The organism is bacterium (assembly GCA_035549195.1).
In the GTDB taxonomy this organism is placed as follows: Bacteria; Oederibacteriota; Muellerivitia; order Muellerivitales; family Muellerivitaceae; genus DASZRK01.
This window is the reverse complement of sequence record DASZRK010000023.1, coordinates 23958-43977: the sequence shown is the minus strand read 5'-3', so window position 1 is coordinate 43977 and position 20020 is coordinate 23958. Positions and strand designations below refer to the sequence as shown.

General features: G+C 62.2%; 20 protein-coding genes. 1 reads left to right on the top strand and 19 read right to left on the bottom strand.

The window, feature by feature from the left end; all coding sequences use genetic code 11:
• Positions 1 to 49: 49 nt before the first annotated feature.
• The 18 genes from ftsA to mraZ all read right to left on the bottom strand — a co-directional run bounded on the left by ftsA (position 50) and on the right by mraZ (position 18906).
• Positions 50 to 1300, bottom strand: a complete 1251-nt coding sequence (gene ftsA, locus VHE12_06675; GenBank protein ID HVZ80475.1) for a cell division protein FtsA — start codon at positions 1298 to 1300, stop codon at positions 50 to 52.
• 105 nt (positions 1301 to 1405) lie between these two features.
• The gene (locus VHE12_06670; GenBank protein HVZ80474.1) at positions 1406 to 1555 is read right to left on the bottom strand and encodes a hypothetical protein; all 150 of its coding nucleotides are present in this window, start codon (positions 1553 to 1555) and stop codon (positions 1406 to 1408) included.
• Between the two features lie 10 nt (positions 1556 to 1565).
• Positions 1566 to 2579, bottom strand: a complete 1014-nt coding sequence (locus tag VHE12_06665) for an FtsQ-type POTRA domain-containing protein (GenBank protein ID HVZ80473.1) — start codon at positions 2577 to 2579, stop codon at positions 1566 to 1568.
• A gap of 4 nt (positions 2580 to 2583) precedes the next feature.
• A complete protein-coding gene (locus VHE12_06660; protein HVZ80472.1) occupies positions 2584 to 3516 on the bottom strand; it encodes a D-alanine--D-alanine ligase in 933 nt (310 codons plus the stop codon).
• Positions 3517 to 3534: 18 nt separating this feature from the next.
• Complete coding sequence (gene murB / locus VHE12_06655) at positions 3535 to 4515, bottom strand: UDP-N-acetylmuramate dehydrogenase (protein ID HVZ80471.1); 981 nt, start codon at positions 4513 to 4515, stop codon at positions 3535 to 3537.
• A 135-nt stretch (positions 4516 to 4650) separates the two neighbouring features.
• Complete coding sequence (murC, locus tag VHE12_06650; GenBank protein HVZ80470.1) at positions 4651 to 6045, bottom strand: UDP-N-acetylmuramate--L-alanine ligase; 1395 nt, start codon at positions 6043 to 6045, stop codon at positions 4651 to 4653.
• Positions 6046 to 6172: 127 nt separating this feature from the next.
• Positions 6173 to 7267 carry an undecaprenyldiphospho-muramoylpentapeptide beta-N-acetylglucosaminyltransferase gene (gene murG / locus VHE12_06645; protein ID HVZ80469.1) on the bottom strand — a complete coding sequence of 365 codons (1095 nt, stop codon included), beginning with the start codon at positions 7265 to 7267 and terminating at the stop codon, positions 6173 to 6175.
• Positions 7264 to 8418 (bottom strand): putative lipid II flippase FtsW, encoded by a 1155-nt coding sequence (ftsW, locus tag VHE12_06640; GenBank protein ID HVZ80468.1) that lies wholly within the window; start codon positions 8416 to 8418, stop codon positions 7264 to 7266. Before ftsW ends, murG begins: the two co-directional genes overlap by 4 nt.
• Positions 8419 to 8680: 262 nt before the next feature.
• Positions 8681 to 10066 carry a UDP-N-acetylmuramoyl-L-alanine--D-glutamate ligase gene (gene murD, locus VHE12_06635; GenBank protein ID HVZ80467.1) on the bottom strand — a complete coding sequence of 462 codons (1386 nt, stop codon included), beginning with the start codon at positions 10064 to 10066 and terminating at the stop codon, positions 8681 to 8683.
• Positions 10067 to 10178: 112 nt separating this feature from the next.
• Positions 10179 to 11267, bottom strand: a complete 1089-nt coding sequence (gene mraY / locus VHE12_06630; protein ID HVZ80466.1) for a phospho-N-acetylmuramoyl-pentapeptide-transferase — start codon at positions 11265 to 11267, stop codon at positions 10179 to 10181.
• Positions 11268 to 12605: a UDP-N-acetylmuramoyl-tripeptide--D-alanyl-D-alanine ligase gene (gene murF, locus VHE12_06625; GenBank protein HVZ80465.1), complete on the bottom strand. Its 1338-nt coding sequence runs from the start codon at positions 12603 to 12605 to the stop codon at positions 11268 to 11270.
• Between the two features lie 79 nt (positions 12606 to 12684).
• Positions 12685 to 14196: a UDP-N-acetylmuramoyl-L-alanyl-D-glutamate--2,6-diaminopimelate ligase gene (locus tag VHE12_06620; GenBank protein ID HVZ80464.1), complete on the bottom strand. Its 1512-nt coding sequence runs from the start codon at positions 14194 to 14196 to the stop codon at positions 12685 to 12687.
• Positions 14193 to 16334 (bottom strand): penicillin-binding transpeptidase domain-containing protein, encoded by a 2142-nt coding sequence (locus VHE12_06615; GenBank protein ID HVZ80463.1) that lies wholly within the window; start codon positions 16332 to 16334, stop codon positions 14193 to 14195. Before VHE12_06615 ends, VHE12_06620 begins: the two co-directional genes overlap by 4 nt.
• 4 nt (positions 16335 to 16338) lie before the next feature.
• Complete coding sequence (locus tag VHE12_06610; protein ID HVZ80462.1) at positions 16339 to 16770, bottom strand: cell division protein FtsL; 432 nt, start codon at positions 16768 to 16770, stop codon at positions 16339 to 16341.
• Positions 16771 to 16776: 6 nt separating this feature from the next.
• A complete protein-coding gene (gene rsmH / locus VHE12_06605; GenBank protein ID HVZ80461.1) occupies positions 16777 to 17739 on the bottom strand; it encodes a 16S rRNA (cytosine(1402)-N(4))-methyltransferase RsmH in 963 nt (320 codons plus the stop codon).
• Positions 17729 to 18064, bottom strand: coding sequence for an STAS domain-containing protein (locus VHE12_06600; protein HVZ80460.1), 336 nt, complete (start codon positions 18062 to 18064; stop codon positions 17729 to 17731). The genes rsmH and VHE12_06600 overlap by 11 nt, the downstream gene beginning before the upstream one ends.
• A gap of 16 nt (positions 18065 to 18080) precedes the next feature.
• Positions 18081 to 18434: an STAS domain-containing protein gene (locus tag VHE12_06595; GenBank protein HVZ80459.1), complete on the bottom strand. Its 354-nt coding sequence runs from the start codon at positions 18432 to 18434 to the stop codon at positions 18081 to 18083.
• A gap of 13 nt (positions 18435 to 18447) precedes the next feature.
• On the bottom strand, positions 18448 to 18906 hold the full coding sequence (gene mraZ / locus VHE12_06590) for a division/cell wall cluster transcriptional repressor MraZ (GenBank protein ID HVZ80458.1): 459 nt from the start codon (positions 18904 to 18906) through the stop codon (positions 18448 to 18450).
• Between the two features lie 340 nt (positions 18907 to 19246).
• Between mraZ and VHE12_06585 the strand changes: the two genes are divergently transcribed.
• The gene (locus VHE12_06585) at positions 19247 to 19750 is read left to right on the top strand and encodes a hypothetical protein (protein ID HVZ80457.1); all 504 of its coding nucleotides are present in this window, start codon (positions 19247 to 19249) and stop codon (positions 19748 to 19750) included.
• 3 nt (positions 19751 to 19753) lie between these two features.
• Here the strand turns inward: VHE12_06585 and VHE12_06580 are convergent, their stop codons facing one another.
• The gene (locus tag VHE12_06580) at positions 19754 to 20011 is read right to left on the bottom strand and encodes a hypothetical protein (protein ID HVZ80456.1); all 258 of its coding nucleotides are present in this window, start codon (positions 20009 to 20011) and stop codon (positions 19754 to 19756) included.
• Positions 20012 to 20020 lie beyond the last annotated feature (9 nt).

The following is a 20020-nucleotide window of genomic DNA, read 5'->3' as shown; positions in this document are numbered from 1 at the left end:
ATCCCTAAGATCGGATCCCCGGACCACAACGTGGTGAGCTTCCCGAATATCAGATCGAGTCGCCGAACCATTTCTTCATCCGGTCCAGGATCCCGTTCATCGCATCAGCCCCGCTGCCGAAGGAGACCTTCTTGGCAGAAGGAGCCTGGGACTGCATGCCCATGAGCACCAGCCCCACTGCGGTGGAATAGCTGGGGTTGGACACAACGTCCGTCAGGCCGCCGACCCGTTTCGGCGAACCGATCCGGACCGGCAATTGGAGGATCTTCTCGGCCAGTTCGGCGGTCCCTTCCATCAGGGCCGCGCCCCCGGTGATGACCGCCCCCGCCGGGATCCGGTCCTCGAAACCGAACTTCTTGAGCTCGGCGGCCACCAGTTCGAAGATCTCCTCCATGCGGGCTTCGATGATCTCGGAGAGGACCCGGCGCGGCATGCGCCGGTCCGGCCGCCCGCCCACGCCCGGGACCGTGATCTCCTCCTCTTCCTTCACCATGGCGGTGTAGGCGCAGCCGAATTGGATCTTGATGGCCTCCGCCTCCGTGTTGGGGGTCCGGAGCCCCACGGCCACGTCGCTGGTGACCAGGGCGCCCCCCAGGGTGATGATGCCCGTGTGCCAGAGGGAGCCGTTGATGAAGACCGCGATGTCCGTGGTCCCCCCGCCGATATCCACCAGCACCACCCCCAGTTCCTTCTCGTCCTGGGAGAGGATGGCCTCGGCCGAGGCCAATGGCTGCAGGATGATGTCGGACACCTGCAGGCCCGCCCGCTCGACGCTGCGCACGATGTTCTGCACGCTGGTGACGGCCCCCGTCACCACGTGGACCTCGGCTTCCAGGCGCACCCCCGACATGCCCACCGGGTTCTTGATGCCGTCCTGGTCGTCCACGATGTATTCCTGCGGGATCACGTGGATGATCTCCCGGTCCAGCGGGATGGCGATGGCCTGGGCGGCCTCGATGACCCTCTCCCGGTCGTCCTCGGTGATCTCCTTGTCCTTGCGGGAGACCGCGATGACCCCCCGGCTGTTGAGGCCCTTGATGTGGCCCCCGGCGATGCCGGCGAAGGCGGAGCCGATCTCGACCCCCGCCATGCGTTCGGCGTCCTGGACGGATTTCTTGATGGATTGGATGGTCTGTTCGATGTTCACCACCGACCCCTTCTTGAGGCCCGTCGAGGGCGTGGTCCCCACACCGATGATGTGGACCTGGCCCTCATCATCCCTTTCCCCGATGATGGTGCAGACCTTGGTCGTTCCCAGGTCCAGCCCCACCACGATGTCCTGTTTTTGCTCTTTCGCCATCTTCTCCACCCCTCTCTAAAGCGATTTTTGACCTTGGTTTTGAATTCTTAATGGAACCGGGCCCTCCTTTTCAGGCCGCCTCGATCCAAAATTAAAAATTTAAAATTACTGGTTCTCCTTCTGTTTTTTCCCCGTGGCGTAGCACCGGCAGGGACCGAAACAGACCTTCAACCCGCGGACCAGATCCCGCCGGTCCTTTTCCCCGCCCCTCGGGGGAGCGTGGGTCTTTCGGACCTTTCGGACCGTGGATTTCATGTTCCCCTCCTTAGAGCCTTGGTTTGACCAGCACCAACCCTCGGTACCGGAAGTCCATCGTGGCCGCCTTGCGGCCCTTCTCCTGGAGGTCGCTGACCACCAGGGCCATCCGTTCCAACTCGGTCTCCGACACCGGCGGGTCGAAGCGGGCCTGCAGGCCGTCCATGAAGGTCACCTTCAGGGAATCCGCATCCGACAGGTTCACTTCCGATACGTCCTGGGCCAAGGCCGGGTCCTTCTTGCCCAGGAAGGCCAGGAAATCCAGGGCCGGCCCCAGGGCTTCGGCCTCCTCGGTGGTGCCCACCGCCTCCGCCGGGAAATCCAGCCCCGAGATCAGGGGCAGGTCCTGTCGCATCAAGAGCGGCGCCGGGGGAAGTACCCGTCCTTGGGCGTCCACCCCGTAAAGATCGCCCTTCTCCAGCAGGGCCACGGGCCTCCGTTCCTTGATCGTGACCAGGATGGACCGGGGCAGGCGCCTCTCGATGAAGACCCGCTGGACCCAATCCATGGCCCGCACCCTTTCCGTGGCGCTTTTGAGGTCCAGTTTGAACATGCTCTCCCCCAGGGGCAGGGCCACGGTCTTCACGACCTCATCGGCGGCCAGGAACCGGTTCCCTTCCACCATCACCTTTTCGAGTTTCAAGCCCGCCATGTCCTGGAGCAGGCTCACCGTCCTTTCCTTCGACCAGACCAACACCCCGATCAACAACCCCAAGGCCGACAACCGGAGGGCCAACCGGAGCCAGGATCCCCGGCTCCCACGCCCCTTCGCCGGTTCCACCGGACCCGTCCCGGCCACGGGGGCCCGGTAAAAGCCGGTCGCTTCCGCGGACCGCCCCGGACGGTAGAAAGATCCGGACACCTGCCTTTCCTTTTCCCCCTTCTCCTGGGACGCTTGGGGCCAGGCGAAAAAATGCTTTTTCTCCTCCGTTCGTTTCACAACGGACGGCCGGGAGGGGATCCCCGCCCTTTGGAACAAGGGCGACCTCTCGCTCAGTGGGACCCGCTTCCCCCGGTAATGCATCCCCTTAATTCCTCCCCTTCTTCAGGGCCATCTGGCAGATCCTTTTCAAAAGGGCCGGAAAAGCGATCCCGGCGGCCTTGGCCGCGTCCGGCACCAGGCTGGTGGCGGTCATACCCGGGGCCGTATTCACCTCCAGGATCTGGGGTTCCCCCTTGGCCGGAACGATCAGGTCCACCCGGTAGTAGTCCCGGCATCCCAGGGCCTTCCCCGCCTTCAGGGACAGGGCCTGGACCTTGGCCCGGGCGCTCGCCGGGATACGGGCCGGGATGATGTGGGCCGAATGACCCGGTGTGTATTTCGAGTCGTAATCGTAGAATTCGTTCACCGGCAGGATCTCGATGACCGGCAGGGCCCTTTCCCCCAGCACGGACACGGTCACCTCGGTCCCGGCCACGTATCGCTCCACCACCGCCCACTCGCTGGTCCGGAAGGCCTTGCGGACCGCCGCCGGGAACGCCTTCTTGTCCCGGACCAGGGTCACCCCGATGGCGGAACCCGAGTCCGCCGGTTTCACCACCCAGGGCAAGGGGAATTTCACACCCTGGGCCCAGGCCTTGGGCGCGGTGGAGCGGTGGACGGCGACCCAAGGGGCCGTCGGCAATTTCCCGGCCTCGAAGACCAGCTTGGAACAGCCTTTGTGCATGGCCAGTCCGCAGGCCAAGGCCCCCGATCCCGTGTAGGGGATCCCCCATTTGTCCAGCAGGGCCTGCAATTGCCCGTCCTCCCCGAAGGTCCCGTGCAGGGCGATGAAGACCAGGTCGAACTTCCCGGCCTTCAAGCGCTTTCCCAGGCGCTGGGCGTTCTTGTCGGCGTTGGTGAGCGTCACGCCGACGGCCTTCACACCCGCCTTGCGCAGTCCCTCGACCACGTTCTTGCCCGACATCATCGAGACCTTCTTTTCGGGGCTCCAGCCCCCCATCAGGACTCCGACTTTCATCCCTTTCTCCGTTCGCCTTTATTTCCCATCTTTGTGGTCAGAGGCGTCGTTCGAACCCTTCGGCTTCCAATTCCAGAACACATCCTTGATCTCTTCCCGGTCCCAATCGCCCAAGGGAAGGATCTCCGGCTCCAAGCGGATCCCGTATTCCTTCTGGACCCTTCCCTGGACCTCCCGCATCACCGCCACCACGTCGTGGGCCGTCGCCGTCCCGTCGTTGATGATGAAATTGGCGTGGATCTCGCTGATCCGGGCGCCGCCCACCTTGAACCCCTTCAGACCCAACGACTCCGTCAAGCGCCCCGCGAAATCCCCCTCGGGGTTCTTGAACACGCTCCCGGCGTTCTTCTCCGTCTTGGGTTGCTTGCCCCGGCGGACCTTGAAATATTCCTTCACCTTCTTCTCGATGGCGTCCTTGGGCTCCTTCTTGAGCTTCAAGACCGCCTCTACCAGCACATGGCCCGTCAGCTTCAAGGAACTGTTGCGGTAACCGTAGTGGTAGTCCGCCCTTTTCAAACGCTTCACTTCACCCTGCGGGGTGACGATGGTCAGTTCCTCGACCGTGGGCCCGATCCAGGCTTTCTTCGCCCCGGCGTTCCCCACCACCGCGCCACCCAAGGTGCCCGGGATGCCCGCGAAGAACTCCACCCCGCCCAATCCGGCTTCCCGTGTCTTGGCCAGCACCTTCACCAACTGGGTCCCGGCCTGGACCCGCACCCGGTCGCCCTCGATCTGGATCCCCTGGAACCCCCGTCCCAAGCGGATCACGACGCCCCGGAAACCCTCGTCGGCGAACAAAAGGTTGCTGCCGCCCCCCAGCATCAAATAAGGGACCCTTCCATGGGTCAGGGTCCGCAGGAGTTCGGCCAGGTCCTCCACCCCTTGCGGCTCCACGAAAGCCCCCGCCTTACCGCCCAAGTAGTAGGTCGTGTAGGGCGCGATGGAGTGGTCCAGGAGCACCTTGCCCTTCACGATCTTCTTCAGTTCCGCCAAATCCACGTTATTCCTTTCGGCTAAAAGCACGACTGAATCCCTCGAACCACAGAGGACACAGAGGTCACCGAAAAGACCTTTCCTGTTCCTGTCTTTTCAATTCCATCTCCGTGCCCTCCGTGCTCTCGGTGGTTCAATGGCCTATCCTTTATGCTTCTGGACGAGGTCGGCGCCGACCTTCCAGATGTCCCCGGCCCCCATGGTCAAGAGCACGTGTTTATCGGTCAGGTGCGTCTTGAGGTAGTCCACCAGGGAGGTCCGGTCCTCGATGGAGCGGGCGTCGGGGTGCTTGTTCTCCCGCAAGGCCTCGACCAATGTCATGCCCGTCACCCCCGGGATGGGCTTCTCCCGGGAGGGATAGATGGCGGCGATGACCACCTCGTCGGCCTCGGCGAAGGACTTGCCGAACTTGTCCCGGAGGAGCTGGGTACGGGAGAAAAGATGGGGCTGGAAGACCACCAGCAGTTTCTTGTTACCCGCGAAATGCTTGGCCGCCTTGAGGGTCTCGGCCACCGCGGTGGGGTGATGGGCGTAATCGTCCACCACCACCGCGCCCTTGTAGGAGCCCTTGATCTCGAAACGCCGCTTGGCCCCATGGAACCGGGCCAAGCCCGCCGCGATGCGGGCGAAGGGCACCTTTAACTCGAGTCCCACGGCCGCCGCCGCCAGGGCGTTCTGGATATTGAACCGGCCCGGCACATGCAGTCGGACCGTTCCCAGTCTCTTGCCGTCGTGCTCCAACTCGAAAACGGACCCGGACTTTTCCAGTTTCACCTTGCGGGCCGCCACCTGGGCATCCTTGGCGAAACCATAGGTGACCGACCGCCTCTTCAGTTGGGGCAGGATCATGCGCACCTGCGGGTCGTCGGCCCCCAGGATGACGCAGCCATAGAAGGGCACCTTGTTGGCGAACTCCACGAAAGCGCCCCGTACCTTGTCGATGGATCCGTAGTAGTCCAGGTGGTCGTCGTCGATGTTGGTCACCACCGAGATCATGGGCGCCAGCAGGAAGAACTCCCCGAAGGCCTCGCAGGCCTCGGCCACCAGGTAGGGGCCCTGCCCCAGCTTGGCGTTGGACTTGAAGGCATCCACCTGGCCCCCGATGACCAGCGTGGGATCCAGTTTTCCCTCGGTCATGACCAGTCCGATCATGGAGGTGGTGGTGGTCTTGCCGTGGGTGCCCGAGACGGCGATCCCGTATTTCAGGCGCATGAGTTCGGCCAGCATCTCGGTGCGGGGAATGACCGGGATCCCCTCCCGGTGGGCCTCCACGATCTCCGGATTGTCCATCGGCACCGCCGCCGAATAGACCGCCACGTCGGCGCCCTGCACATGGGCCGCCTTATGCCCGAAATGCACCTTGGCCCCCATATCCTGCAGGCGTTCGGTAACGTCGGAAGGCTTCAGGTCGGTTCCCGAGACCTTGTAGCCGAGGGAAAGCAATACGGCCGCGATGCCGCTCATGCCCGCACCGCCGATGCCGATGAAATGCACCCGCTTCACATTGCCCAAAGCCTGGTTCGGTTGGTATTTCATTTTTTTCACGCCAAGATCCTTTTCACCACAAAGAGCACAGAGGACAACGAGTTTGAACATTTGAAGATTCGTTCCCCTTTTCGATTTTCTCCGTGCTCTCCGTGTCCTCCGTGGTTCAAATGGTCTTTCATTGCTTTTCCGCCAGTTCCAACAACCCCTTGGCGATCTCGGCCGCCGCCTGGGGTTTGGCCAGACGTCCGGCCGCCTCGCCCATCCCCTTAAGCCGCTCCCCGTCGTTCAGGAGGGAGATCACTGTCCGGGCCAGTTTTTCTTCGTTTAGCTCTTTTTCGGTAATCACGAGAGCCGACCCAGCCGCTTCCAAGGTCCTCGCATTCCTCTCCTGGTGCCCGGAAGCGTGCGGATAAGGAATAAGGACCGCCGGCAATCCGCGGCTTAGGATCTCCGCGCAGGTGATCGCCCCCGCCCTCGCCACGACCAGGTCCGCGGCCCCGTAAGCCTCGTGGATGTTGCCGAAGAAAGGCCTCAGGACCGCCTTGAGGGGGCACTTGTCCAGTTGGTCCACCGTCTTGCGGTAGTCGTCCCATCCCGTCATCATCAGCACCTGCACCGGCTGTTCCCCTTCCCCCAGGAACCGGATCACGTCGGTCATGCATTGGTTCAGGGCGCGCGACCCTTGGCTCCCGCCCAACATCAACACCGTCGGGGTCTGTGGATGCAGACCGAAGCTCCTCCTCGAAGTCTCCTTCTCGGCCGTCACGATCTCTTCCCGCACCGGTATTCCCGTCCATTGGGTCCTCCCTTTGGAAAAGTGTTGTAGAGTGCCTTGAAACCCGACGAAAACCCTCCTTGCGAAAACGGATGAGAAACGGGCCGCCAGGCCCGGCACGACATTCGGTTCGAACAGCGCCACCGGGATCCCCCGGAAGGCCGCCGCCAGCGAAACCGGCACCGACACGTAACCCCCGGTGGAAAGCACCACCTGGGGCGAGAAACCCGCCAGGACCCTGCCTGCTTGGGAAAGGGACCTCAAAAGGTCGAAGGGAAAGGTGAGCAACCGAGCGCCCAGCGTCCTCGGAAAAGGCACGGCCCGGACACCCTCGAACGCAAAGCCCGCGTCCGGTACCCAGCGTGATTCCAAACCCTCGGTCTTGCCTACGAAAAGCACCTGCGCCTCCTTTTGGTTCCCCAACTCCCGGGCCACCGCGATGCCCGGGAAGATGTGCCCGCCCGTCCCCCCGCCCGTGATGATCACCTTGGTCACGCTCCCACCGCCTGGGCAGGACCCAGCGGCGACGGGAGCTTCATGCCCCGCGAGATGTTGAACAGGATCCCGATGGAGGTGAGCGTGAAGACCATGGAGGATCCGCCGTAGGAGATGAGGGGGAGGGGAATGCCCTTGGTAGGCAAAAGTCCCGTCACCACCCCCAGGTTCAGGATCGCCTGAAAGCCGATGAGACCTGTGATCCCCGCCGCCAGGAGGGAAGAAAAAAGGCCGTTCTCCCGGGTGCTGGCGAAGGAGGACACCTTGAAGCCGCGCAGGATGAAGACCGCGAAGAGGAAGACCAAGGTCCCCGCCCCGATCCAGCCCATCTCCTCGGCGATGATGGCGAAGATGAAATCCGTATGGGGCGCAGGGAGGTAGAAAAGCTTCTGGGTGCTGTTGGAAAGTCCGACCCCCACCGGGCCCCCGTTCCCCACAGCGATGAGGCTCTGGATGAGCTGGAAGCCGGTCCCTTGGGGGTCCTCCCAGGGGTTCAGGAAGGCCGTGATGCGCTTCATCCGGTAACTGGCCGATTCCACCAGGAAGATGAAGACCGGGATGAGGATGGCCAAGGGCACCAGGAAGTAGGTCCATTGGACCCCGGCCAGCAACAGGAGCAGCAAAGTGGCCATGGCCAGGAGGACCGCCGTCCCGAAGTCATGTTGTTTCTCGAGCAGGGCCATGCAGACGCCCAGGATGACCAGGTAGGGCACCAGCCCGGAAAGTTGGGCCAGGGCCTGGCGGCGCCGGTCCAGGGAATCGGCCAGGTAGAAGATGAGGGCGATCTTGAGCACTTCGGAGGGCTGGAAGGAGAAAGGGCCCAGCCGGAACCAGCGTTGGGCGCCGCCCACGGTCTTGCCGATCCCCGGAACGCAGACCAGGGCCATGAGAAGGATGGAAACAAAGAGGGCCGGGATGGCCAGGGCCCGCAAACGCTCCAGGTCCACCCGGGAGGCCAGGAACATGCCCGCGCACCCGACCAGGACCCAAAGGAGCTGGCGTCCGAAGAAGTAATAGGAATTGCCGTAGCGGTCATGGGCCAGGATGGCCGAGGCGCTATAGATCATGATGAGCCCCACCGTCACCAGGATCAGGGTGAGCAGGAACATCAGGAAATCCGGCGAAGATTTTTCTTTCGTCTTAAAGCCCAACTTTTTCCCTCCAACGGGTCACGTCATTAAGGTCCCGGGGCGCAAGGCCACGGCGGCGTCCGGGGCCATCAGGCCCCCGCGTTCATCCCTTCGTTCGGATTCCGAGCAGAGTGTTGGAGGTGTTGGAAAGGTGTTGAAAAGCGTTGCTGTCAGAATCCGAACGTAAGGATGAAAGCCCTCCTTTTCCTAAGATCGGCTGACAGCTAGCCGCTGACAGCTTTCAGCTCCGACCATCGAACGGCCAAAACGTCAAAACCAGACCTCAAACTCCGGCAGGACTTTTACCCGCCTTCGTTTGGCGCATCTTCTCCACCACGGCCTTGAACTGCCGGCCACGGTCCTCATAGTTCTGGAACATGTCGAAGCTGGCGCATCCGGGCGAGAACAGCACCACCCCGCCCTTTTCCGCCGCCGCGAAAGCCCCATTGACCGTCTCTTCCAAGGTCCCCGATTCCACCACGGTGGCCGCCGGGGACAATTGCCGGACCACCTTGGACTTGCATTCGCCGAAAGCCACCACCCGGGTGACCTTCTCCTTGATCTGGGGGATGAGCTTGGTGAAATCCCCTTCCTTGTCGCGGCCGCCCAGGATCAGCACGATGGGCTTTGGGAAGCTCTGGAGCGCCTTCTCCACCGAGTCCACGTTGGTGCCCTTGGAATCGTTGATGAACCGAACCCCCTCCACTTCGCCGGCGTTCTCCAGCCGGTGCTCGACCCCCTGGAACTCCGAAAGGGTCCGGGCGATGTCGTCGTCCTTCACGCCGCAGAGGGAGGCCATCAGGGCCGCCGCGCAGGCGTTCTCCAGGTTGTGGGGCCCGGGGATCTTGAGTTCGGAAGCCGGGATCAAAGGACGGCCCAGGAGCTCGATGTGGTCTCCGACCACGTAACAGCCAGGCTTCGCGGCGCCCCGGTCCCCTGGAAAGCCGAAGTAATAGAGAGGGCCTTTTGCCAGGCTGGAGAGAATAGGGGTGTACTTGTCCGAAGCGTTCAAGATGGCCGAATCGCCGCCCTTCTGGTTCTCAAAAATGCGGCCCTTGGTCTCCACATAGGCCTGCATGCCGTCATGGCGGTCCAGGTGGTCGGGGGTGACGTTCAGGATGGCGGCCACATTGGGCCGGAACTCCTCGATGGTCTCCAATTGGAAGCTCGAGACCTCCAAGACCGCCCAATCCTCGGCCGAGAGTTCAAAGACCGTCTCGGCAAAAGCCTTTCCGATGTTCCCGCACGCGACGGCCTTCTTGCCCCCGCCGTTGATCATCGCCGTGAGCAGCGTCGTGGTGGTCGTCTTGCCGTTGGTACCGGTCAGGGCGGCGATGGGGGCCTGGCAATAACCGAAGGCCAGCTCCATTTCGCCGATCACGGGCAATCCCTTGGAGCGGGCAGCCTCCAGCACCGGATGGCCATAAGGGACACCCGGCGAGACCACTACCATGTCGCAGGCCAGGACCGTCGAGGGTTGGACCCCTCCTAGGACCAGTTTCGTATGGGGCAGGTCTTTGGCCTTCTCGATCCAGGCGGCGAGCTTCTCGGGGGTCTTATCGTCCAGGATCGTCACATGGCCCCCGTGGACCGTGAGAAGGCGCGCGGCGGCCAACCCGGACCTTCCCAGGCCGATCACCGCCACTTGTTTTCCATGTACGTAGTGCATAAAAACCCTCAGGTCCTTTTCACCGCGAAGATGCGAATGTTTTGTTCTTGTTCGTCTTTTCGGCTTCTTTTCACTTCGCTTCCCTTCGCGTCTTCGCGGTAATTCCTCTTCTTTAACGGAGTTTCAGCGTCGACAAGGTGACCAGCGTCAGGATGATGGCCACGATCCAGAAACGGACGATCAGCTTGCTCTCGGGAACGCCCGAAAGCTCGAAGTGATGGTGTAGGGGGGCCATCTTGAAGACCCGCTTGCCGCTCATCTTGAAGGAGGTGACCTGGATGATGACCGAGAGGGCTTCCGCCACGAAGATGCCGCCCACGATCAGGAGAAGCGATTCCTGCTTGACCAAGACCGCGACCGTCCCCAAAAGCCCGCCTAAGGCCAGGGACCCGGTGTCGCCCATGAAGACCTGGGCCGGCGGGGCATTGAACCAGAGGAAACCCAGCCCGGCCCCCACCAGCGCCGCGCAAAGGACCGTCAGTTCTCCGGCCCCGGGCACATTGATGATCTTGAGGTATTCGCTGAACTTGACGTTGCCCACCACGTAGGTGATGACCACGAAGGCCATGGCCGCGAAGGTCGTGCAACCGATGGCCAATCCGTCCAGCCCGTCGGTGAGGTTCACCGAATTGGAGGCGCTGACGATGACCAACACGGCGAAGAGCGGATAAAGGGTGTCCAGGTTCAGGGGATGCTTGAAGAATGGAACGGTGATCGATGTCTTCAGGACGAAGTCGTCAGGCATGGCGTCCAGATAGCCATAAACGATGAGGATGGCCCCCAGGGTCTGAAGGACCAGTTTCCAGAAGCTGGGGATGCCCCGGCTCTTCCCGATGCCCTTGAGCTTCATGTAGTCGTCGGCGAAACCGAGCAGTCCGTACCAGACCAGGGCGAAGAAGGCGATCCAGAGGAACTTGGAATCCCACCGCACCCACAGCAGCATGCTCAGGCCCAGGGTCACCAGGATCAGGATCCCGCCCATGGAGGGGGTGCCCGCCTTCTTCGAGTGGGAGGAGGGGCCGTCGCTCCGGATCTTCTCGCCCATCTGGGCGGAGCGGATGCGCTCGATGATGGCCCGGCCCAGTAGCAGGCAGAGCAGGAAGGCCGTAAAGGCGGCGTAGACGCTCCGAAAGGTCACATAGCGAAAGACGTTGAACCCGTGGAAGTGGTTCGACAACGGGTAGAGGAGGTGGTAGAGCAATTAAAAGCCCTCCAGGACGCGTTCGAGCTTCATTCCCCGGGAAGCCTTCAGCAGCACCGCGTCGCCCTTTTGGGAGGAGCGGCGCAAGAAAGCCCGGGCCTCGTTCACGTCCTCGAAGACCTGGGCCTTTTCCTTCCGCGGATGCTCCAGGCGCTCGAAGGCCCGTCCCATCCGGGGCCCCACCAGCACCACCCGGTCGATGGAGGTCTCCAAGGCCCGCTTCACGATCCGGTAGTGGGTCTCGGGCGAGAACTCGCCCAACTCCAGCATGTCCCCCAGCACGGCCCACTTGCGCTTGGGGCCCTGCATGCGGTCGAAGGTCAGGAGCGCCGCCTCCATGGAGGTCGGGGAGGCGTTGTAAGCGTCGTTCACGAAAAGGATCCCGTTCAAGTTCTTGATCTCCATGCGCATGGGGGCCTGGGACCGGAAGGAGGCGAGCCTCTGGACCAGTTTCCTCAGGGGAAGGCCCAGGGCGAGTCCCGCGGCGACCGCCGCCGTGGCGTTGGAGACGTTGTGGAGGCCGGGCATGTGCAGTTCGGCCGGGACCCGTTCACCCTGGGCGGCGATCTCGAACCGGGTGCCCAAGCCTTCCGATTCCAGGTTAAGGGCCCGCACTTGTCCCAGTTTCAACCCGAAGGTGACCACGTTCTCCACGTTCGTCCTCAACAAGGCATCGTTGGCGTTCAAGATATTCCTTCCCCCTTCACGTAAATGAGCGGCGATCATCATCTTTTCCCGGGCCAGCTGCCGGCGGTCCCGGAAGAACTCCAGATGGGCTTCCCCGATGCGCGTCACCACCGCCACATCGGGCCGGGCGATATCCGAAAGCCCCTCCATCTCGCCCGGATGGTTGATGCCCAGTTCCACCACCGCCGCTTGATGACCCTTTTCCAACCGCAGGAGGGTCAGCGGCAGCCCCCAATGGTTGTTCAAATTCCCCTCGGTCTTAAGGACCCTCCGGGACCCTTCCAAGAGCCAGGCCGTCATATCCTTGACGGTGGTCTTGCCCACGCTTCCCGTCACCGCGACCAGCGGACCTCCCCATTGGAGGCGCTGGGAACGTCCCAGGTCCCCCAAGGCCCGGGTGGTATCCGCCACCAGGACCTGGGGCACCTTGGTCGTCACCCTCTTCGTGACCAGGACCGCCGCGGCCCCTTTCTCCGCCGCTTCCTTCACGAAGCGGTGCCCGTCGAACCTCGCCCCCCGGATGGCCGTGAAAAGGTCTCCCTTTTTCACGTTACGGGTGTCATGCACCACGCCTTTCACCACCCTGTCGGGATCGCCCACCATCCGCCCGTTGGTCAGGGCGGCCACTTCCCTCAAGGTCCACGGCAACAACTAAAAACCCCTTTTCACCGCGAAGACGCGAAGATCGCGAAGAAAAACAAAAAGGATCCCGGCCCGAACCCAAGAAGGTTCAATCATTTTTATTCCTTGCTTCGCGGACTTCGCTTCTTCGCGGTAAAAGCCTTTTCAGTATCGTTTTCGCGACCTCCCGGTCGTCGAAATGGATCTTCTTGTTCCCCAGGATCTGGTAGGTCTCGTGGCCCTTTCCGGCGATGAGGACCAGATCCCCGGCACGCGCCTTGGACAGGGCCAGACGGATGGCCGCCCCCCGGTCCTGCTGGACGAAGACCCGCTGGTGTCCATTGCGTTGGAGACCCGCGGGGATGCCCTTCACGATCTGCTTCAGGATGGCCTTGGGATCCTCCGTCCTCGGGTTATCCGAGGTGACCACGGTCAGGTCCGCCAGTTGGGCGGAGATGCGACCCATCAGGGGACGCTTGGTCCGGTCCCGGTCCCCACCGCAACCGAAGACCGAGATGAGCTTTTGGTCCGGCGTCTCCAGGATCTCCCGGGCGGCGGTCAGGGCTTGTTCCAAGGCATCGGAGGTGTGGGCGTAATCGACCAGCACGGTGAAGTCCTGCCCCGCGTTCACCTTTTCGAAGCGGCCCGGCACCGCGGGGGCATGTTCCAGGCCCCTTTGCAGGGCCGTCCAGGAAAACCCCAGTTCCCTCAGGACCGCCACGGCGGCCAGGGCGTTGTAAATATTGAAGAGACCGGAGATGGGCGCTTCGAAGGGATGGCCCTGGACGGAAAAACGGATATGGCCCGGACGGTGGTCCACGTCCTTCGCCTGATAGCGGCAGGGGGTCTCGATCCCGTAACCCACCCCCTTCTTCCCCAGGGCGCGCAGGAGTTTTTTTCCATGAGCGTCGTCCGCGTTGGCGACCCGGGCCCGGATGGTCGGGAACTGGGTGAAAAGCCTCTTCTTGGCGGCGAAGTAATGGGCGAAATCCTTGTGGTAATCCAGGTGATCGCGGCCCAGGTTGGTGAACGCCGCCCCCCGGAACTCGATGCCCTTCACGCGGCCCATGTCCAGGGCGTGGGACGACACTTCCATGACCGCCCAGGAACAACCGGCTTTCCGGGCCTGGGCGAGCAGTTGGGCCAGGACCAGGGCGGAAGGGGTCGTGTTGTTCGCCTCGATCCGTTTGGACCCGACCTCATAGGCGATGGTCCCGAACAAAGCGGTCTTCTGTCCCGCGGACCGCAGGAGCGAACGGATGAGGAAGGTGGTGGTGGTCTTGCCCTTGGTCCCCGTCACGCCGATGACCTTCACCTTTTGGGAGGGGGCACCGTAGAAGCGATGGGCCACCCGGGCCAAAGCCGCCCGGACTTCGGGCACCACGAACTGGGGGACTTGTAGGCCGTCGATCGCCCGCTTTTCCACCAAAAGGGCGGCCGCCCCTTGGGCCACGGCCTCCTTCGCGAATTCCCGGCCGTCGGCTTTGGCGCCCGGCACGGCGATGAAAAGATCGCCTTTCTTGACGAGTTTGGAATTCTCGGCCACGCCCCTGAGCGTCGGATCCCCCGGGGCCCCTTGCAGGGAGCCCTTCAACCCTTTGATCAATTGGTGGAACCTCACGAGTGTCCTCCCGGTCCCAGGCCCCGGGTGTCGGCCACGGGGATATCGCAGGCCAGGTCGCAGGGACTATTGGGTTCCACGATCCGTCCGGCGGGCGGGAATTGGGAACGGACCACCCCTTCGCCCCGGAAATTGATCTTCAATCCCAAAGGAGCCAGCAACGCCAGGGCCTGCCGTTTGGTCTTGCCCCTCAGGTCCGGCATGGGTCCCTTGGCCTGGGCCTCCTCCACCTCGCCCATGGTCAAGAGGACCTTGAAATGGGCCAGGTCCTGCGAGGGCAGGGGCGAACCCGGGGTGGCCGACTGCACCGCCACCCGCTTGCCCTTGCCGTTGAAGACCACGCGGATGCCGTTCCGGCCGGCGAGCCACTTGCATTGCTCCTGGGTGAGCCCCACGAAGGCGGGGATGGAGGCGCCTTGACGCGCATCCACTTCCACCGGCGCCTCGTCCTTGCCCGGCACCAAGGCATAGGCCAGGGCGCGCTTGGCCACTTCCTTGAACACGGGACCGGCGGTGTAGCCGCCCCAGTAGATGCCCCGGGGGTCGTCCAGGGAGACATAGATGACGTATTTGGGGTCCTCGGCGGGGACGAAACCGACGAAGGAGGAAACATAGTTCCAGCGGGAGTAATGGCCGTTCATGAACTTGTAGGCCGTCCCGGTCTTCCCCGCGATGTCGTAGGCGGGAAGGTCCACGGCGGTCCCCGTCCCTTTCTTCACCACCCAGCGCATCAGGGCGGTCATGCGCTCCGCCGTCTCGGTCGAGACCACCCGCCGGATCCGGCGGGGTTTGAACTCCTTCACCACTTGGCCCGAGGGAGTCTCCAGGCGCTTGACCAGGTAGGGGCGCATCATCACCCCCTTGTTGGCGATGGCCGCATAGGCGTCGAGGACCTGCATGGGCGAGGCCGAGACCTCGTAGCCATAGGGGATGGTGGTCATGGAAAGACCGCTCCATTCGGAGACCGGCCGGAGCTTGCCCGCAGCTTCGCCGGGCAGGTCCACGCCCGTGGGCGTCCCGAACCCGAACTTCTTGGCGTACTCGTAGAGCTTTTCCTTGCCCAGCTTGGCGCTGACCTTGACCATGCCGATGTTGCTGGAATAGCCGAAGATCTCCCGGAAGGTGAGCCAGCCGTGCTTTTCGTGGTCGGAGACCACGCGGCCGTAATCGGTGTGGTAGGCGCCGTTCTCGCAGAAAAACTTGTCGTCCTCCTTCACCACGCCCTCCTCCAGGACCCCCGAGGCGGCGATGAGTTTGAAGGTGGAGCCGGGCTCGAAGGAATCGTTCACCATGCGGTCGCGCCAGACCCCGGTGGAGAAGTCCTTATAGTGGTTGGGGTCGTAGTTGGGGAAATCGGCCAGGGCCAGGATCTCGCCCGTTTTGGGGTCCATCACCGCGATGGAGGCGGCCTTGCAGCGGTATTTCTCGTAGGCCTTCTGGAGCTCGACCTGGGCGATATGCTGGATGGTCTTGTCCAGCGTGGTCACCACGTTGAGCCCGTCCACGTTGGCCGTCTTCATCTTGTTGTCGGCCAGCACGACCCGCCCCCGGGCGTCCCGTTCGGTCATGACCAGCCCCTTCTTGCCCGTCAGGGAGGCGTTGTAGCGCTTTTCCAGGCCGTCCAGCCCCTGGTTGTCCAGCCCCGCGAATCCCAGCGCGTGGGCGGCCATCTCGTGGTCCGGATAGAAGCGGCGCTGTTCCCGGGTGGCCTCGACCCCCTCGAGCTTCAGGTTCTCCACCGCTTCCGAACGTTCATAGGGCACTTGGCGTGCGATCCAGACGAAGGAACGGTCGCCGGAAACCTTGGCGAGCATCTCGGCGTAGGAACTGCCCAGGGCCTGGGCCAGGGCCCGGGCGGTCCCCGATTTGTCCTGGATCTGGTTCGGATGGGCGCAGACGTTGAAGAGGTCGATGTTCATGGCCAGCAGGTCGCCCGATCGGTCCTCGATCATGCCGCGGGAAGCCCGGGTCTCCTTGGGGGAATATTGCTGGTGATAGGCCATGCGGTGGAATTCGGCGTGTTTGAGGATCTGGAGATAGGCCAGCCGGGCCTCCACCGCCAGGATGGATAGCAGGACCACCCCCTCCACCAGGAGGATCCTTTTCTGCACCGGGTTGTAGTTCCTTATCGAGCCCATGGCCTCACTTGCCGTTCCAGCGTTTCATCCAGCGGTCCCAAAAGGCGAGCCAGCCCGGGGCCCCCTCGCCGTCCTCCTCCAGGATCACGATCTGGTCGGAGCGGGGCGTCACCATCCCGAGTTTTTCCCGCGCCACCTGCTCGGTGCGGGAAAGGCTGTTCACGTCATGCATCCGGTACTTCAGGTAGTAGTATTCGTTCGTCAGCTGTTGCTTCTGCTGCCGCAGGCCCTGGACCTCGTAACTGAGCTTCACCACCTGCATGTGGAGCCAGACATAGAGGAACAGGAAAAGGCTCAAGCCCCCGATCCCCCAGACCGTCCCCCGAAAATCCCGGCGTTTGACCGCCTTGGCCAGGTTGCCCCGCCAGAAGAGACCGGCGTCCAGGATCTCCCCGGCCTTCCGCATCCCGACATTCAATGTTTCGACGCTTTCCATGCCGGCCTATGCCTTCGAGGGAACGGCGGCAGGAGGTAGTTTTTCGGCCACGCGCAACTTGGCGCTGCGGGCCCGTGGGTTCTGTTCCAGTTCGGATTCGGAAGCCGTGACGGGTTTTCGGGTGAGGATCTTCAAGGAAGCCTTATGGCCGCACGCGCATTGGGGAAGGTCCCGGGGACAGAGGCAATCGACGGCCTCGTCCTGCATGAAATGCTTGACGATGCGGTCCTCCAGGGAATGGAAGGTAATGACGGCCAGACGGCCCCCGGGCTTGAGCGCCGAAAGGGCGCTTTTCAGACCTTTTTGGAGGACTTCCAGTTCACGGTTCACTTCGATGCGAAGGGCTTGGAAAAGACGGGTCGCCGGGTGCTTTTCGCCGGGCTTCTTGCCGGAAGGGACAATGCGCTGCGCCAGGGCCGCGAGTTGGCCCGTGGTCTCGAAGGGTTTTTGGACCCGGTCGGCCACGATGGCGCGGGCCAGGGCCCTCGCTTTGGCCTCCTCGCCAAATTCAAAGATGATCTTGGTCAGCTCTTGTTCGGAATAGGTGTTGACGACCCAGGCCGCGGTGTGTCCCGCGTGCTGGTCCATGCGCATGTCCAAAGGACCGTCATGTCCGAAGGAGAAACCCCGCTCGGGGGTGTCCAATTGAAGGGAGGATACGCCAATATCCATCAACACGCTGTCGACCTCGCTGATCGAGAGATCCTTCAGCACCCACAGGACGTCGGCGAAGTTAGCCTTGAACAGGGAGACCCGAGGGTCTTTCCTGAGTGCTCGGCCAGCGTGTTGTAAGGCATCGGCGTCCTGGTCCAACCCGACCAAACGGCCCTTCGGCAGGAGCTTCAAGAGCTCGCTCGAGTGGCCGCCCATCCCGACCGTCATGTCCAGCACCACCCCGTCGGGCGGGGGCGACAACCACTCCACGGCTTCCCTCAAAAGGACAGGAACGTGGGGAACGTCAGCTTTCAAAACGGGCCGCGGCTTCGTCCTCGTCCGTCACGATGTCGAAGACGCTGAAGGCCCCGACCAACTTGAAGAGATTGGCCACATAGGGGATCAAGGAGGTCAATTTGATGTCGCCGCCCAGGTCGCGGAAGCGGCGGTTGCGGTCCGCCAGGAGCGCGATGGCGCTCAGGGAAACGTGGCGCACGCGCCGGAAATTGAGGACCACCCGGCACTTGTTCTCCAGGACCAGGCTGTTGAGGACGCGGACCAGGTCCTCCATGTCGGAAAGGCCCAGGTCGCCCGAAAGGCGCAGCACGGTCACGGTGTCGGTCTGCGTTGAAACGGCCACGGTCCCCTCCCTTTCCCTACGCCGAAACGGCGGTCGAAGCTTTTTGTTCCAGGAGTTCGGCCAAGGTCCTCGCCTTGCCGAACAACCCATCCACACCCATGGCGCGGAACAGGTGCGCCAACCGGCCGTTCAGGCCGACGATGCGGAGATCCCCCCTCTTGAAGCGCACATGGTTCCAGTGATTGACGAGGGTCCCCACCCCCTTGGCGTCCATTTCGGCGACGCCGGTCATCTCCAGGACCACATGCCGGTAACCCTTGTTGATCAAACGATCGATGGCCGTCCCCAGCCTTTCAAAATCCTCGCTCGTCAGGTCCCCATCGACATGGACCAGCGAAAAATGCTCACGGACCTCGATCCCGATGTTCATTTCCCCACCCCGGTCAAAGGTTCAAGGATTGAATTCCCTTGTCCGAAAGCTTCTGCCCCAGCATCTCCAGCGACTGGGAGGTCTGGGCGTGATACCCTTCATGCCGCGCCTTGTCCCAGATCTCGATGCGGTTCAGCATCCCCGCGATGACCACGGCCTTCGCGAGCCCCGCCTCCTTGCGGAGGACCGGCGAGATGGTGATGCGCCCCTGCGGGTCCACCTCCACCTCATCGGTGGCCTTGAGCACCGTGCGTTGGAACTGCCTCACGTCCGCGTTCAAGGTGTCCAGCGAAGAGAGCTTCTCCTCGATCTTCTTCCATACATCCATCGGATAAAGGAACAGGCATTGGTCGAACCCCAAGGTCAGCACCAGGGGCGATTCGTGGTCGTTCTTAAGCTGCTCCCGGAAGCGGGCCGGGATGCTCAGGCGGCCTTTGTCGTCGAGGGTGTTGTGAAAGATCCCGCGGAACATGCTTCCCACTTTCCAAAGAACCAACCGCCTTGAAGGGCGGGTCCAAAATGTCATTTTTATGCGGGAATATAAGGGTTTCTGTTAAAAACCACTTTATCCCACTGTTTACCACTTTGACCCATTATCTACTTGTTTTCCCCACCGTCAATTACTTTTCGCTTAAAAATTAGGGAATTTACATTGGTTTAGAGGGGTGGGAGCCAGCTAAACTGGAACGATTTTCATGGTTTTTAAGGGGATCCAAGTGAATCAACACCCAAGACTTAAAAAGGCTAAAAATGGCTTATTTTTAATGTTTTTTGGGAGTTTTGGGCTTCTGGCCGGATGTCGGGAGCCTCAGTTGGTGACCCATCCCTTGGACCACCCGCTTCCCACTCAGGCCATCGTGAAAGGATCGGTTTTCGAGGTCCAAAAAGCGATCGAAGCCCTTTGGGAAGAACACCCGGAGGGTATCTTCACTGAAGGTCTCATCCCACCTCCTCCCTATGAACTTTATTGGAGGGGAAAGAGGCATCCGTCCGCCATCACGATCTTCAAGGAAGTGATCAACGAGAACGATGTCTATGTGAGCTGTGGGGGAAAAGCCATTTGCCGGACCCAGGTCTACACCGACCGCTATGGGCATCCGCTGGACCTCACGGAGGACATCCAGGTCCATCTCATTCCCCAAGGGTCGGATGAAACCCTGGTGAAGGTTATCGGCATCGGGACCCGGGTCCTGCTCGAGGATCGCTATTGGTGGGGCGGGAGAAAGGGAAGGTCCTGGACCATCCCGGTGGAGGCGACCACACAAGAGGAGAACCAGGTCCTGGAACGGATCCAGGAAATGACCGGCAAAGGGTGACCCTTAAGGAACGGTGACGGTCGCAACGGGAACAGGCTCCGACCGTTCCCTGGCGTTGTTCTTCATCAGTTCGAGGAGCATGCTCAACATCAAAAATGCCAAGATCGCAAGACCGCCCAAGATAAGGACGCTCTTCTGTTTCTCACCCAACCGGTCCCCTTCCGGCTTCCGTTTCCTGGGCTTGGCCGCCAAGTCGGTCCAACAGTTGGTGCAGAACTTATCATTGGCGCTGGTTTGATTGCATTTCGGACAAACGATCATAGGTCTTCC

Coding starts and splice junctions, on each gene's coding strand:
- ftsA (HVZ80475.1), bottom strand. CDS start 1,300: ATGGCGAAAGAGCAAAAACAGGACATCGTGGTGGGGCTGGACCTGGGA.
- VHE12_06670 (HVZ80474.1), bottom strand. CDS start 1,555: ATGAAATCCACGGTCCGAAAGGTCCGAAAGACCCACGCTCCCCCGAGG.
- VHE12_06665 (HVZ80473.1), bottom strand. CDS start 2,579: ATGCATTACCGGGGGAAGCGGGTCCCACTGAGCGAGAGGTCGCCCTTG.
- VHE12_06660 (HVZ80472.1), bottom strand. CDS start 3,516: ATGAAAGTCGGAGTCCTGATGGGGGGCTGGAGCCCCGAAAAGAAGGTC.
- murC (HVZ80470.1), bottom strand. CDS start 6,045: ATGAAATACCAACCGAACCAGGCTTTGGGCAATGTGAAGCGGGTGCAT.
- murD (HVZ80467.1), bottom strand. CDS start 10,066: ATGCACTACGTACATGGAAAACAAGTGGCGGTGATCGGCCTGGGAAGG.
- VHE12_06615 (HVZ80463.1), bottom strand. CDS start 16,334: ATGGGCTCGATAAGGAACTACAACCCGGTGCAGAAAAGGATCCTCCTG.
- VHE12_06610 (HVZ80462.1), bottom strand. CDS start 16,770: ATGGAAAGCGTCGAAACATTGAATGTCGGGATGCGGAAGGCCGGGGAG.
- VHE12_06595 (HVZ80459.1), bottom strand. CDS start 18,434: ATGAACATCGGGATCGAGGTCCGTGAGCATTTTTCGCTGGTCCATGTC.
- mraZ (HVZ80458.1), bottom strand. CDS start 18,906: ATGTTCCGCGGGATCTTTCACAACACCCTCGACGACAAAGGCCGCCTG.
- VHE12_06580 (HVZ80456.1), bottom strand. CDS start 20,011: ATGATCGTTTGTCCGAAATGCAATCAAACCAGCGCCAATGATAAGTTC.